The 14635-nt window shown below is 64.3% G+C and carries 13 protein-coding genes and 1 tRNA gene; 7 read left to right on the forward strand and 7 right to left on the reverse strand.

Translation table 11 applies throughout. The features are described 5' to 3' along the window. Positions 1-99: 99 nt before the first annotated feature. Positions 100-696 (reverse strand): DUF7344 domain-containing protein, encoded by a 597-nt coding sequence (locus CV102_RS16240; RefSeq protein WP_148859063.1) that lies wholly within the window; start codon positions 694-696, stop codon positions 100-102. Between the two features lie 737 nt (positions 697-1433). On the opposite strand from CV102_RS16240, the gene CV102_RS16245 reads away from it, so the two are divergent. Continuing rightward, a complete protein-coding gene (locus CV102_RS16245) occupies positions 1434-2393 on the forward strand; it encodes a transcription initiation factor IIB (protein WP_148859064.1) in 960 nt (319 codons plus the stop codon). Here the strand turns inward: CV102_RS16245 and CV102_RS26065 are convergent. Next, positions 2386-2562: a hypothetical protein gene (locus CV102_RS26065; RefSeq protein ID WP_187433001.1), complete on the reverse strand. Its 177-nt coding sequence runs from the start codon at positions 2560-2562 to the stop codon at positions 2386-2388. The genes CV102_RS16245 and CV102_RS26065 overlap by 8 nt on opposite strands. 105 nt (positions 2563-2667) lie before the next feature. Between CV102_RS26065 and CV102_RS16250 the strand changes: the two genes are divergently transcribed. After that, complete coding sequence (locus CV102_RS16250; RefSeq protein ID WP_148859065.1) at positions 2668-4590, forward strand: DEAD/DEAH box helicase; 1923 nt, start codon at positions 2668-2670, stop codon at positions 4588-4590. On the opposite strand, the gene CV102_RS16255 is transcribed toward CV102_RS16250, so the two are convergent. Further along, positions 4587-4925, reverse strand: a complete 339-nt coding sequence (locus CV102_RS16255) for a hypothetical protein (RefSeq protein WP_148859066.1) — start codon at positions 4923-4925, stop codon at positions 4587-4589. The two genes, CV102_RS16250 and CV102_RS16255, sit on opposite strands and share 4 nt — an antisense overlap. A gap of 2 nt (positions 4926-4927) precedes the next feature. Continuing rightward, positions 4928-5000: transfer RNA gene (locus CV102_RS16260), tRNA-Glu, on the reverse strand. A 473-nt stretch (positions 5001-5473) separates the two neighbouring features. On the opposite strand from CV102_RS16260, the gene CV102_RS16265 reads away from it, so the two are divergent. Continuing rightward, entirely contained in the window at positions 5474-7162 is a 1689-nt protein-coding gene (locus tag CV102_RS16265; protein WP_148859067.1) for an ATP-binding protein, read from the forward strand. A gap of 99 nt (positions 7163-7261) precedes the next feature. Here CV102_RS16265 and CV102_RS16270 read toward each other — a convergent pair whose 3' ends face one another. Then, positions 7262-7681, reverse strand: coding sequence for a hypothetical protein (locus tag CV102_RS16270; RefSeq protein ID WP_148859068.1), 420 nt, complete (start codon positions 7679-7681; stop codon positions 7262-7264). Positions 7682-7939: 258 nt separating this feature from the next. Between CV102_RS16270 and CV102_RS16275 the strand changes: the two genes are divergently transcribed. After that, a complete protein-coding gene (locus CV102_RS16275; protein ID WP_148859069.1) occupies positions 7940-9565 on the forward strand; it encodes an alkaline phosphatase family protein in 1626 nt (541 codons plus the stop codon). A 2-nt stretch (positions 9566-9567) separates the two neighbouring features. After that, complete coding sequence (locus CV102_RS16280) at positions 9568-10578, forward strand: lipid II:glycine glycyltransferase FemX (protein WP_148859070.1); 1011 nt, start codon at positions 9568-9570, stop codon at positions 10576-10578. A gap of 72 nt (positions 10579-10650) precedes the next feature. Here CV102_RS16280 and CV102_RS16285 read toward each other — a convergent pair whose 3' ends face one another. Beyond that, positions 10651-10908: a MarR family transcriptional regulator gene (locus CV102_RS16285; RefSeq protein ID WP_148859071.1), complete on the reverse strand. Its 258-nt coding sequence runs from the start codon at positions 10906-10908 to the stop codon at positions 10651-10653. Positions 10909-11388: 480 nt separating this feature from the next. On the opposite strand from CV102_RS16285, the gene glmM reads away from it, so the two are divergent. Continuing rightward, positions 11389-12723, forward strand: a complete 1335-nt coding sequence (gene glmM, locus CV102_RS16290) for a phosphoglucosamine mutase (protein ID WP_148859072.1) — start codon at positions 11389-11391, stop codon at positions 12721-12723. A gap of 92 nt (positions 12724-12815) precedes the next feature. On the opposite strand, the gene CV102_RS16295 is transcribed toward glmM, so the two are convergent. After that, entirely contained in the window at positions 12816-13025 is a 210-nt protein-coding gene (locus CV102_RS16295) for a DUF7563 family protein (RefSeq protein WP_148859073.1), read from the reverse strand. 381 nt (positions 13026-13406) lie between these two features. Between CV102_RS16295 and glmU the strand changes: the two genes are divergently transcribed. Then, positions 13407-14588: a bifunctional sugar-1-phosphate nucleotidylyltransferase/acetyltransferase gene (gene glmU, locus CV102_RS16300; RefSeq protein WP_148859074.1), complete on the forward strand. Its 1182-nt coding sequence runs from the start codon at positions 13407-13409 to the stop codon at positions 14586-14588. Positions 14589-14635 lie beyond the last annotated feature (47 nt).

The raw sequence follows: 14635 nt of genomic DNA on the forward strand, positions 1-14635 counted from the left end.
ATGCGACGTCGATACCGGACGCTATCGGTGGCCGCACGCCGCGGTCGAGGTCGGACGGACCGAACGCGTACTGAGGGGGCGCTGTCGCTATCGGTCGACTTACTCGATTCGCGATAGTTTGCCGTCGACGGTACGTTCTTGACGGCGGTTCGTCACGAGGTGGGCGATCGTCAGCAGCGAGAACGCACCCACGACGACGCCGGCGAGGGCGAGGGTCGAAACGATGTTGAGCGGCGGGACGCCGAGAAACGCGGCAGTGACGATGGCGACACCGATGACGCTCAGCGTCGCGTACCAGCGGTCCCACCGGTCCTGCCGGTGGGCGTCCGTATCGAGATACATCATCAACAGGTCGGCGTTATCGGAGAGGGTAATCAGCCCACGGTCCTGGTCGTACTCGACGATCCCGGCGTCGTCCATCTTCGGCAGATGGGTCTGATACAGCGCGACGTACACTCGTTTTCGTTGGTCGGAACTGAGAGCGTTGACGTCGGTGTCGTTCTCCCAGGCCGCGATCTGTTCGGCGAGTTCGCCGAGGGTCACGGTTTCGTCAGCCTCCAGAAGGTACGAGAGGACTTCCCGGCGGCGACGATTCTTGAGGAGTTCGAAAATAACGTCTTTCGAGAGACGACCACCGTCGTCGGACTCCGCGACTGACGCGATCTCGTCGGGGAGTGAGCTGTCGATCGACGACATTATTCTGCCCCTCCGGCGCCTGTACTTCGGTACTGGCCGGGGTTCGTTCTGAGGCAGTGTTCGAGACTCCGGCCGGATTGCCGCGTCGACAGCAACCGCTGCACTTTCGAGACGAATATTGCGATCACGATTGACACACCAAGTTGTACGCCAACAGTGACTCTCTTAAGCACAACCACGTTTCGCACCGTCTGCAAAGCCGCTATGGTTCCACTTCTGGACACGACTCCGGACGGGACGAACGGTCGCCTCGAGGGGAGTCGCTGGGATCGGTCGAGTGCGTGTGGTATCGTTCGATTGGACGTGTGTAGCGACTGCGTACACCGGTGGCGAGCGGGCGATCGGCGGAGACGAGCGGGTCGGCAACACGACACTGGTTCGCCATCTTCGGCCGCGAGGCTATAAAGTCAGCCGACGGTTCGAACCCGAAAATGGGGGTTACGTAATGAACGTCGGATTTACATTGTGTTCTCGCTGAAACGATGGAACCACTTCATGTGCTATGTTGACGTTGGACGCAATGGGCCGAAGTGATACGATAGATTGCTTCGCCCTGTACGGACCGTTGGGACACGGCTCGGTACGACCGTCGGCCGCCTCGTCGGAGGCGGGTGGGACAGCAGTGTCGGTCCTCGTTTTTCAGCTCTTCACCGCCGGAGCGCAAAATTCGTAAGTCGGGGTTTCCCGCGAAACCATGTGAACCCCTTACAGTGTCGGGACGGCTCCTTCCGGTACTGATGACGCGGTCCATAATCGAACATGCCAGAGCCGAATCGGAGTCGCGAGAACGGGAGACTGGACTGTGTCCTGACTGTGAGACCGATACGATCGTTCACGACCCGGACCGCGGCGAGCGGGTCTGCGAGGACTGTGGACTCGTTCTGACCGAAGATCCGATCGACTACGGCCCCGAGTGGCGAGCGTTCAATGCCCAGGAACACGACGAACTCTCTCGCGTCGGTGCCCCGCTCACACAGTCGATGCACGACCGTGGGCTGACGACGACGATCGACTGGCGGAATCGTGATGCTAACGGTCACTCGATGTCCGCCGACAAACACGGACAGCTTCACCGCCTCCGTGTCTGGCAGGAGCGAATCCGCACGAAGAACGCCGGCGAACGGAATCTCAAGTACGCCCTCTCGGAGATCGATCGGATGGTTAGCGCACTCGGGGTCCCGAAGCCGGTCAAAGAGACGGCAAGCGTCATCTACCGACAGGCTCTCGAGCAGGATCTTATCCGCGGCCGCTCGATCGAAGGCGTTGCGACCAGCGCGCTCTACACCGCGTGCAGAAAGGAGGGCATTCCGCGGAGCCTCGAGGAGGTAACCTCCGTTTCCCGCGTCGACCAGCGAGAGATCGGACGGACCTACCGGTATATCGCCGACGAGCTCAACATTAATCTGGAGCCGACGAACCCGCGCCAGTTCGTTCCGCGATTTTGTTCCGAGCTAAACGTCGACAAGAACGTCGAAACGAAGGCGATCGAGATCATCGACGAGACGACCAATCAGGGATTGCACTCGGGGAAGTCTCCGACTGGGTTCGCCGCCGCGGCGATCTACGCCGCCGGACTGCTCTGTGACGAGACGATTCCACAGCGGGCGGTCGCCGACACTGCCCAGACGACCGTCGTCACGGTCAGAAACAGGTACCGCGAGCAACTCGAGGCGATCGACCAGCGTCCGGCTACATGATCGAGCGCTCGTCTTCGTTGTATACGTCCTCGTCGATCAACGCGTTCAGGCTGGTGTAGGGCACGAACGCGATGAACTGCTCGTCCTCGTCGTAGAGGTCGACGCCCTCGTCGTTGCGGTCGTACTCCTTGCACACGATCTGGCCTTCGGAAAGGATCGCGCGGAACATACGGAGTGGTATACGCTCTCGATCCGCATATAGTGTTGGGCGTCTCTTCCCCGAACGGGCCCGCCGAGCGTAATCGGTTTACCCGCACTCCTGTTATGACCGCCAGTGACCGACGAACGATCCTCGAGCGACGCCGAGGCAGGTACCGAGCGCGAGGTGGGCGACCGAACGGACGATCGGAGCGTATCCTCTTCCGACGAGAGCCCCGATGCCGAGGCGGCGAGCGAGGACGGGCTGACGATCGCGGATTTCCACGACGCCTCCCAGCGAGAGGGATCGCCGGTGCTCACCGCAGCGGCCGTCGCCCGTGCCCTCGAGATTCCGCACGAAGCGGCCAGCGAGCGCCTCGAGGACCTCGCATCGCGGGGGGAACTCGAGCGCCTGTCGGTGTCGGCGGATCCCGTCGTCTGGTATCCGACGGAGTTCGAGGATTTGACCGACCGGGAGCGGGTCGTCGTCTTTCCGAAGCGCCGGGAGATCGTGGTCGACCGTCCCGACCAGTTCACCCGCGCCCAGCTTTCGCAGTTCGCCCACCTCGCCGACGCCAACGGCGAGCAGGGGTATCGGTACGTCGTGAGACCGGAGGACGTCTGGCAGACGCCCCACGAGTCGTTCGACGATCTCGCCAGAACGATGCGCCAGGCGCTGGGTCAGCGCTCGGAGGCCCTCGAGGACTGGGTCGAGAGCCAGTGGGATCGCGCCCACCAGTTCCGACTCGCGACCCACGAGGACGGCTACACCGTGCTCGAGGCCCAGACGGCGGAGATCATGGGCAACGTTGCCCGGCAGAAACTCGGGGAGGAGCACGTCCACGCGCCGATCTCGGAGACCGAAGACTGGGTCCGCGAGGGGGCGGAAGCCGCGATCAAGCGCGTCCTCTATGAGGCCGGCTACCCGGTCCAGGACCACCGCGAACTCGAGTCCGGGGAGGACCTCGAGATCGATCTCGAGGCCTCCCTGCGGGACTACCAGCAGACCTGGGTGGATCAGTTCGCCGAAGCCGGCGAGGGGGTCTTCGTCGGCCCGCCGGGCAGCGGGAAGACCGTCGCTGCGATGGGAGCCATGGCCCACGTCGGCGGGGAGACCCTGATCCTGGTGCCGAGTCGGGATCTGGCCCGCCAGTGGTCGGAGACGATCCTCGAGTACACCTCGCTCGAGGCCCACCAGATCGGGCAGTACCACGGCGGCCAGAAGAACGTCCGACCCGTGACGATCGCTACCTACCAGATCGCGGGGATGGACCGCCACCGCTCGCTGTTCGACGACCGCGAGTGGGGGCTCGTGGTCTTCGACGAGTGCCAGCACGTCCCCTCGGACGTCTACCGGCGGAGCACGCACCTCCAGTCGCGCCACCGTCTCGGCCTCTCGGCGAGCCCGATCCGGGAGGACGACCGCCAGAAAGAGATCTTCACGCTCGTCGGGCCGCCGATCGGCACCGACTGGGAGGCGCTGTTCGAGGCCGGTTTCGTCGCCGAACCCGAACTCGAGATTCGGTACGTGCCGTGGGGCGACGAGGAACAGCAGAACGCCTACGGCTCGGCCGACGGCCGCGAGAGGTACCGGATCGCCGCACGAAACCGGGGGAAGGTCGACGAGGTGCGGTACCTGCTGTCGGCCCACCCCGGCGCGAAGGCACTCGTCTTCGTCGACTATCTCGAGCAGGGTCGCGACATCGCGGCCGCCCTCGACGTCCCGTTCCTCAGCGGGGAGACGCCCCATCACGAGCGCCGGCGGCTGCTCGAGGAGTTCCGGCGTGACGAGAGCGACCTGCTGGTCGTCTCCAGGGTCGGCGACGAGGGGATCGACCTCCCGACCGCGGACCTGGCCATCGTCGCCTCGGGACTCGGTGGCTCCCGCCGGCAGGGAACGCAACGAGCGGGTCGCACGATGCGGCCCGCAGGCGGTGCGCTCGTCTACGTGCTCGCCACTCGAGGAACCCGCGAGGAGGAGTTCGCCCGTCGACAGCTTCAGCATCTCGGCCGCAAGGGGATCACGGTTCGAGAGCAGACGGTCGACGCCGAGAACTAACCGGTCCGAACTCGCTCGGTTTCGGCCTCGACGACGGGCGGATCGCCTTCCACCGAGTCGACGGCGTCGACCGCGAGGACGCCCACGCCGGCCTCGAGGTCGCGTCTCGCGAGCGCCTCGTCGTGGTCGTCGCGGGCGAGAGTGATGCGGACGCGACAGTCGACGGTCGTGTCGTTGAGACCGGGCGAGATGCTTCGGACGGTCACGGCGTCGGTGCTGTCGACGGCGTCGATTCGATCGACGACGCTCGCTGCGCCGTCGACGAGGCTACCGGAGGCGTGCAGCGGCACCCGAACGGTGAGCGTCGCCGCCACAGTGGTGACAGGTCGGTTCATGAGGCCCCCGTCGAGAATCGAACTCGAGGCTCGGACCCGAAGGGTCCGCGTGTTGGCCAGCGACACTACGGGGGTGTCCCCGCACGGATCACGCTGGCCGAGTGCCGACGATCGCGACCGGTCTACGAAATGCATCCCGGAAAAGATCTGCCGTCCGGCCGAGCGCGAGCGTGCGCGGCGCGGACGGGACGACGGCGGTGAGCCGTCAGCGACCCCGTCCACGACCATCGGTCGCGAATCCGTTCGGATACCGAACGGATCCGCTGACTCCCATCCCGTGCTTGGCAAGGGACGGAAGCTGAATCGATGGTGTGGTCGAGGTCATCGGTGCGTGTTCCTATCGTCTGGGGGAACTGACATAACTGTTTCCTCGGTGTGTTCACATGGAACACGGACCGAGTCGATGCGCGACCTCCGTCGAGCGGAGTCGGTGCTCGCTCGCCGCGAAGGGGGTGTCGCGCATCCGACGTGAAGCCAATATTCAAGGTCACGTGTTCGGACTGTACTGTTAACATGAGCGAGTCGCGCGCAGCGACGGTGGTGGGGCGGTGAGCGACCAGCAACGCGAGGTGCTCGTCGGCGAAACGGACGACGGAGCGGATCTGAAACTGCCCGTGGTCGAACTGCTCACCGGCCGCGGGTTCGTCACCGGCAAGTCGGGTTCGGGGAAGTCGAACACCGCGTCGGTCATCGCAGAAGAGCTGCTCGAGGCGGGTTTTCCCCTCCTCATCGTCGACACGGACGGCGAGTACTACGGCCTCAAAGAGGAGTACGAGATGCTCCACGCCGGGGCCGACGAGGAGTGTGACATCCAGATCGGGCCCGAACACGCCGAGCAGATGGCGACGCTCGCCCTGGAGGAAAACGTCCCGGTGATCCTCGACGTCTCGGGCTACCTCGACGAGGACGTCGCGGACGAACTCCTGCGGGAGGTCGCCCGACAGCTGTTCGTCAAGGAGAAGAAGTTGAAGAAGCCGTTCCTGCTGGTCGTCGAGGAGGTTCACGAGTACATCCCGGAGGGCGGTGGCGTCGGCGAGACCGGCAATCTGCTGATCAAGATCGGCAAACGCGGGCGCAAACACGGCCTCGGCATCCTCGGCATCAGCCAGCGGCCGGCGGACGTCAAGAAGGATTTCATCACGCAGGCGAACTGGCTCGTCTGGCACCGCCTCACCTGGGACAACGACACGAAGGTCGTCGGTCGAATCATCGACACCGAGTACACCGAACGCGTCTCCGACCTCAACGACGGCCAGGCGTTCGTCCAGACCGACTGGACCGAGGTCGACGTCCGCAAGGTGCAGTTCCGGCGCAAGCGCACCTTCGACGCCGGCGCGACGCCCGGCCTCGACGACTTCGAGCGCCCTGACCTCAAGTCCGTCTCCGACACGCTCGTCGGCGACCTCCAGGAGATCTCCGAACGAAAACAACAGGAGGAGAGCCGGGTTCTCGAACTCGAGAACGAACTTGAGAAGAAGGAGAAACGCATCGAGACCCTGGAGGACGAACTCGAATCCGCGCGCGACGTCTCGATGGCGGCCAAACAGATGGCCGACGCGCTGACCAGACCGGAGACGACCCAGTCACAGCTTCCCGGGAGCGACGACGAGATGCGTCGGCTCCACGACGAGATCGTCGACCTCGAGACCGAACGCGACGAACTCGAGGCGACGGTCGAGGAACGGAACGAGCGAATCGAGCGGCTGGAAGACGAACTCGAGTCGCGGACGGACGAGCGAGACCGACTGCGAACCGAGAACCGGCGACTGCAAAACCGGATCGACGAACTCGAGGACGAACGAGCTGACGAGGGCACAGCCGATGAGAGAGAGGATGGCGAGAGTACGGAGATCCTGCAGGTCTCCGGCGACGATCACGAATTCGGCTACACGGATACCGATCCGTCCGGCGAATCGACCGACTTCGTCGTCGCGAACGAGGAGCACGACCTCGAGGGGCTGCTCGAGACGGCGTGGCTCGACGCCCGCCTCGAGCGCGCGTGTGACGACTCGCTGTGTTCGATCGAGACGGCCAGACGTGTACTCGCCGAACTCGTTCGCGAGGGGCCACTCGAGACAGAGTGTATCGCCGCCCGGGTCGACCGGTCGACGATCGCCGTCCAGAGCCTCGTCTCGGAGCTTCGCACGCAGTCGGTGCTCGAACGGACCGAGGACCGGACGTACGGCCTCGACGAGGAGGTCCGATCGAAGATCGCGTCGACGGTCGAGAGCGACTGATACGGTCTGTTGTAACGATTTATCGGTGCAACCGCAGACGTGTCGCGGTTGCACCGGCAATGACTTACAGCAGACCGTATGAGACCACCCGACCACGCCTCAGCGGCGAAGGCTCTCTCCGGCAGCGTCGATCGACGACGGCCCGAGGTGCTGGTGGACCGGGAGGACGACGGTCTCTCGAGCGAGGGTGGTCGCCGTCTCGTGGTCCGGATCCGTGCGAACGGGTTCGGAGAGTCGCGGCCAGGTATGGGCGTCGTGGACCCCGGCTCCTTCGAGTTCCGCGAGGAACTGGTCCGGCTCGCCCGTTCGAACGGGGAACACCTGCGGACAGATTCCGTCGGGGAGTGACTCCCAGCGGCCCTCGAGATCGTCCCGCGAGGCGAGCACTCGCCCCCCGATTCGGTAGTTCTCCCGTCGAGTGGACCGGATCACCTCCGGATCGGAGCTGTCGACGGGACGCACCGAGAGCTTCGACATCGGTCGCTTCCCGGCCTCGTATCGGTCGGCGGGACTCGCCACCGAGAGTGGACCCTGTCGGTTGGCGACGGGTGCGTCGACCGACCGGGGAACGCTGGTGTCGAGTTGAGGACGTCGGCGGCGAAGGACCTGGCGACGAACTGGTAGTCGTCGGCGTCGAACCGCTCGTGAATGCCGGCGAAAGTCGGCGCGTATCGCCCGCGAGAGACGTTTGATCAACCCTGGCCGGAAAATTATAGTGAGCGCCTACACCGCGCCAGCGGTTGCATAACAAAGCATGGGAGGACACCATACTCGCCTATGGATGGTTCGACCGACGGAGAGGACCTTCGTCTACTCGTCATCGGCCTCGACGCCGGCTGTCGCCCGGTACTCGAGCCACTGTTCGAGGCCGGCGAGATTCCAACGTTACAACGGCTGTTCGAGACCGGAACCAGCGGCCCGCTCGAGTCGCAGATTCCGCCGTGGACGGCCAGCGCCTGGCCCTCGATGTACACCGGGAAGAATCCCGGTAAGCACGGCGTTTTCGACTTTCTCTCGTTCGACGGCTACGACTGGAACGTGGTCAACTCGACGCACGTCCGCGAGCGACCGGTCTGGGAACTCCTGAGCGAGCACGGGATCTCGAGCGTCGTCGTCAACCTCCCCGTAACGCATCCGGCGCGGGAGTTCGACGGCGCGTTGATCCCGGGGATGACCGCGCCCGAGGAGCCGGACTGTCATCCGGAAGGGATCCTCGAGGACGTCGAGAAGGCCTGCGGCGAGTACCGGATCTACCCCCAGAGCGGTCCCGAACCGGACCGATCGATCGAGGGCTACGAGCGGACGGTCGAACTCCGGGGGAAAGCGTTTCGCTATCTCTGCCGACGTTTCGAGCCCGAGTTCGGGTTCCTCCAGTTCCAGCAGACCGACTCGATCTTCCACGAACGCCCGGGCGAGAAAGACGTCGTCGAGGCCGTCTACCGCGAGGTGGACCGACAGATCGCGGAGACGATCGAGCGCCACGATCCGGAGAACGTGCTGATCGTCAGCGATCACGGGATGGGAAAAGTCACCGGCCACGAGTTCCGGGTCAACGAGTTCCTCCGCGACGACGGGCATCTCACCGGACGGAAGGGCGGCGAGGGGATGCCCGACTGGTCGCGTGCCTGGGAGAACGACCTCCTCGAAGGCGAGGACGCGGGCGAGCACGAGACGAGTCCGCTCGAGCGGTCGATGAACGTCGCCGCGAAATTCGGGATCACCACCCAGCGTGTCGCCAACGCGCTCGACCGGGTCGGACTGAAGGAGCCGATCGGCCAACGCGTGCCGAACGACGCGATCCGCGCGGCCAGTATGCAGGTCGACTTTCCGAACTCTCGGGCGTACGTTCGCTCGAAGAGCGAACTCGGGATCCGGATCAACCTCGAGGGGCGCGAGCCGAACGGTCAGGTGCCCCACTCCGAGTACGAGACCGTCCGTGAGGAACTCATCGAGAAGTTGGCGGCGGTCCGAACGCCGGACGGCGAGCCGATGTTCGACGCGGTCGAACCGCGGGAGCACTACTTCAGTGGTCCATTTCTCGACAACGGCCCCGACATCGTGACCGTCCCCGCCGGGTTCGACAACGCGATCGCCGCCGATCTCGACCAGCCCACGTTCGGTGAGCCAATGGAGCCCTGGAACCACAAGCAGACCGGCGTCGTCGCGGCCGCCGGTTCCGCGTTCGACGAGACGGCGTCGCTCGAGGGAGCGACGATCTTCGACGTCGCGCCGACGATCTGTTCCCTGTTCGACGTTCCGATCGACACGGAGATGGACGGAACGACGCTGCCGGTCGTCGAGGAGAGCACGGTAACGAAGTACCCGGCCTACGAGCCGGAGCCGATCACCGTCACCGACGATGCGGCCGTCGAGGATCGGCTTTCAGACCTGGGGTATCTCTGAGAATGAGCGTCGAAATCACCGTTCTGGATCCGGTCGACGACGCCGACGAGTGGAACCGCTACGTCGAGCGCTCGGAGGGCTCGAACCCGTTCAATCGAGCGGAAGCGCTCCGACTGCAGGCCGACGACACCGAAACGACCCTCCATCTGCTCACCGGTTTCAAGGGACAGGAAGCCGTCGGGATCTTTCCGGTCTTCGAGTACGTCAAGGGGCCGATCACCGGTGCCTTCTCGCCCGCCCCCCGTTCCTGGTCGTGTTACGTCGGACCGTCGGTGTTGAACGTCGGGAAGCTCAAACAGCGCAAGGCCGATCGGCGCATCCAGCGGTTCGTCGAGGGCTGTCTCGAGTGGATCGACACCGAACTCTCGCCACAGTACGCGAGGTTCTTCGCCGCGGAGTTCGACGACATCCGTCCGTTCGTCTGGAACGAGTACGACGTCGAACCGAGCTGTACCTACGTCGTCGACCTCGAGGGAAGCGAGGACGAACTGCTGAAACGGTTCAGCAGCGATGCACGGAACAACGTCCGGAACGCCGACGAGGACGCCTACGTCATCGAGGAGGGCGACAACGACGACGTCGAACGCATCGTCGAGCAGGTCGCCAACCGCTACGAGAACCAGGGTCGTTCGTTCCAGTTGAACCCCGACTTCGCTCGTGCGGTGCACGAACAGCTTCCCGACGGCGCGATACGGCCGTACGTCTGCCGGGTCGACGGCGAGTTCGTCGGCGGCATCCTGGTCGTCGAATCGCGAACCACTCGGTACCGCTGGCAGGGCGGCGTCAAACCGGACACCGAGATCGACCTCCCGATCAACGACCTCCTCGATTGGCACGTCATGCGCGACGGGCTCCGAGACGGCCTCGACCACTACGACCTCGTCGGTGCCGGCGTGCCGAGCATCAACCGCTACAAGGCGAAGTTCAACCCGCGACTCGAGACCAACTACACGATCACGTCCGGTTCGTACGGGCTCGACCTGCTGATCGACCGGTACCGAAAGCTCCGCTAGCGTCTTTTTCGCCGCTACCGAGATCGGCCGTTAGAGAACAGTCGTCGTCCCGTCTCGCGTTCTCGAGACTGATTACTCCTCGATCCAGTACTTCGACTGGCGCGCGTCGGTGAGACTGACGCGACTGGCGACCAGGCCGTGGTCCTCGAGTTTGCCGAGCGCGTACCGGACCGTCCGAGGACAGAGCCGGGACTCGGCCGCGATCTCCTCCTGGGTCATCGACTCCTCGTACTCGAGAACCTTGTAGACGAGTTTCGAACTGGGCGGAAGCTCCCAGACAGTGGAGTCGGCATCCGTCTCCTTTTCGGCGTCCTGTTCGGTCGTACTCATCGGTGGCGAGAGCGACCGGTAGCTCCGGTTCGCTCGGATACGGGGGTGTTCGTCGCCTCGGTACGACCCTTGAGGACTCGAAACGTCGGAAACCTCGCGTGTGGGCGGGAAGCGTCTCGCTCTGCGTACATTCCTGTTTCGACGTAGCGTCACGGCGACGTATATACGATAGCGACAGTTCAAAACCATAGGGGGTGACTACCGTCGACTCGACGGCACAGTCGAACCGGAATCCGTGCTTACTGCCGGACAGAAGTCAGTGAGACGTCGGTCGCGAAATTCCGGCCGCTACCGCTGGTGACGTCCGAGATCGAGCGACCGATCTTCGAATCGTTCTGTCCGGCAGTATACTCGGTAGCGACCGAACCAGGATCTGATGGCCGACCGACGGCCGTCGAGACGTCATTGCGAGCGAGTGATCGACGGAGGACGGACGGTAGTCGACACATATTAACCCGGTGGCCATCGTCACGAACGTGTATGTTCGGGACCAGTGGTATTCGTGGAACCGTCGGAACGGACGTTACGGCCGAACTCGCACTCGCTGTCGGCCGCGCGGTCGCGTCCGATGGATACGAGCGCGTCGTCGTCGGCCGCGACGTTCGTGACAGCGGGCGGACGCTCGTCGACGCTCTCGCCGCAGGACTCGCCGAGTGTGGCGCCGACGTCCTCGAGGTCGGCGTCGAGGCGACGCCGACGGTCGCCCGATCGATCGAACACCTCGAGGCCGACGCGGGGATCGTCGTTACGGCCTCGCACAACCCCAAGACCGACAACGGGATCAAACTCTGGACGCCCTCGGGGAAAGCGTTCGGTCCCGAGAAACGGACGTCGATCTCCCGCCGCGTCCGCGAGGACGACTACGACCTGGCCGACTGGAACGGGCAGGGGCACAGAGAACACCGCGACGGCATCCGGGAGTATCACGCAGCCCGAATCGAGGAGGCAGTCGAACTCGAGGGCGAACCGAGTGTCATCGTCGACATCGGGAACGGAACCGGAGCCATTACGGCCGCGGTGCTGTCCCGACTCGGCTGTACCGTCCAGACGCTGAACGGACAGCCCGACGGCTCGTTCCCGGGACGGCCGAGCGAACCGAACCGGGAGACGCTCGAGACGCTCATGACCGTCGTCGAGGGGACGGACGCAGATCTCGGAATCGCCCACGACGGCGACGCGGATCGGATGATGGCGGTCGACGAGACGGGGACGTTCGTTCCGAAGGACGCGTTGCTCGCCCTGTTCGCCCGCAACGCGGCAGGCGAGGGCGACCGGGTCGCAGCACCCGTCGATACGAGTCTCGCGGTCGACGACGCGCTGTCGGCCGTCGGTGCCACCCTCACCCGGACACAGGTCGGGGACGTCTACGTGGCGGAACGAACGACCGAGAAGGACGTCGTCTTTGGCGGCGAACCGAGCGGGGCGTGGATCTGGCCGGAGGAGAGCCGCTGTCCCGACGCGCCGCTGGCCGCCTGCAAACTCGTCGAACTGGTCTCGACGGATGGACCGCTTTCGGCACTCGCCGACGAAATCGAGCAGTATCCGATCCGACGAGCGTCGGTTGAGGTCGCGGATAAGGGTGCCGTCATGGACGAAATCGGGACGGTAGTCAGCGACCGATACAGCGATGTCGATACGCTGGACGGTGTACGCGTCGAGACGGACGACGGCTGGTTCCTGATTCGTGCGAGCGGAACCGAACCGGTGGTTCGGGTGACGGCAGAAGCGCGGGACGAATCCGATGCAGACGCGGTGTTCGAGACCGCGACGGATCTCGTACGGAGTGTAGCGGACGCGGCTCGTTCAGCCGAATAACGCTCCCGACGCAGGGAAGAATCGTCTGACCCGACAGAACGGTCAACAGGCGCGGGCGCGGTACGAGCGGGCGCGAGGTCAGTGCTAATCGCCTATCGACGCTCTTCCGGAATGAAGTCGGATGTCTTCATCTCCCGGTACGTCGCGCAGTCGGGACAGGCGTGGACGACGTCCCGGTTGTCGCCGAAGACCCGTGCAAACTGCCGAGTAACCTGGTTATCGCAGTTCACACAGCGCGGCGCGGTCGTTTGCTGCCCGGACGACATCGGAGTCCACTTCACGTCGGTTGATTCCGTCGACATCACCAGCGACTAATCATAGAACGGTATTTAATATAGACGGCATAACGGATTCACTGAAAATTAGTCCGATATTTCACCCACATTTGGTCTGTAACAGGGGTAACGAGGGGGTGTGCCGAGATCGGCGTCGTTACGGGTTCGATCCGTGGAAATTCTACCTTTCTGAACAGTAATGCACCCGTTAACGAGGCAGAAACAGCGATATCGGGGAAACCGGGCACCGATCGCGTCCGAGGTACCGGAGGTGTACTCGTGCCAGGCCGGGGAACGCGGTCGTCGGCTCCGTCGTGCTCGCAGTCTCGGCGAGACCGACCGACATCTCAGCCCGGCGGACGATTAGCGTCTGTATATTAATCGGGGCTATCCAACAATGCAGATGCAATGAAAGCTGTCGTTCTCGCAGCAGGACAAGGAACGCGGATTCGACCACTCTCTGCCTCAGTACCGAAACCAATGCTGCCCGTCGCCGACCGCCCCCTCGCCGCCCACACCGTCGACGCCGCCGTCGACGCCGGTGCGGACGAAATCATTCTCGTCATCGGCTACGAGGCCGAGACAGTCGAGGAGTACTTCGGTTCCGAGTATCGCGGCGTCCCCGTCTCGTACGCGATCCAGGAGGAACAGGCTGGGACGGCACACGCCGTCAACGCCGCCAGCGAGCACCTCGAGGGTCCCTTCGCCGTACTCAACGGCGACAACCTCTACGACCAGGCGGCGATCGACCGGTTGTTTGCGGAGTGTCCGGCGATCTGTGCCATCGAGGTCGAGGAACCGAGCAACTACGGCGTCCTCAGCACGAACGACGGAGTGATCACCGACATCGTCGAGAAGCCGGCAGATCCACCGACGAACCTCGCGAACGCGGGAGCCTACGCGTTTCCGGCGGAGGCGAAGAAGTGGCTCGACGTCCCCGCGAGCGAACGCGGCGAGCACGAGATCACGGACGTGGTCGCGAAAGTGATCGATCAGTTCACCGTCTCGCCGGTCACGCTCGAGCGCTGGATGGACGTCGGCCGCCCCTGGGAGCTGCTCGAGGCCAACGAGTGGAAGCTTGGCGAACTCGAGGGGCGTATCGAGGGAGACGTGAGCGACGCAGCCCACCTGGAAGGGAACGTGGTCGTCGAAGCGGGAGCGACCGTCAAGCCCGGCGCCCTGATCGAGGGGCCGGCGCTAGTACGGTCGGGCGCGACGGTCGGCCCGAACGCGTACGTCCGCGGTGCGACACTGATCGGGGAGGGGGCGAAGGTCGGGAACGCGGTCGAGGTAAAGAACAGCGTCGTCTCGCGTGACGCGTCGATCGGTCACCTCTCGTACGTCGGCGACAGCGTCCTCGGACGCGACGTTAACTTCGGTGCTGGGACGAACGTCGCCAACCTCCGGCACGATGACGGCGACGTGAAGTTTACTGTGAAAGGTGACCGGGTCTCGACGAACCGCCGAAAGTTCGGCGTGGTCGTCGGCGACGGCGCCAAGACCGGAATCAACACGAGCCTGACGCCCGGACTGAAACTCGACACCGGTGCGACGACGATGCCCGGCGAAGTCGTCGAACGCGATCGATAGGGGCCAACACCGGCGATATCGCTCCGTTTCCTCCCGTTGCATCGCAC

The sequence above is a fragment of the Natronococcus pandeyae genome, from assembly GCF_008122205.1.
GTDB classification, from domain to species: Archaea; Halobacteriota; Halobacteria; order Halobacteriales; family Natrialbaceae; genus Natronococcus; species Natronococcus pandeyae.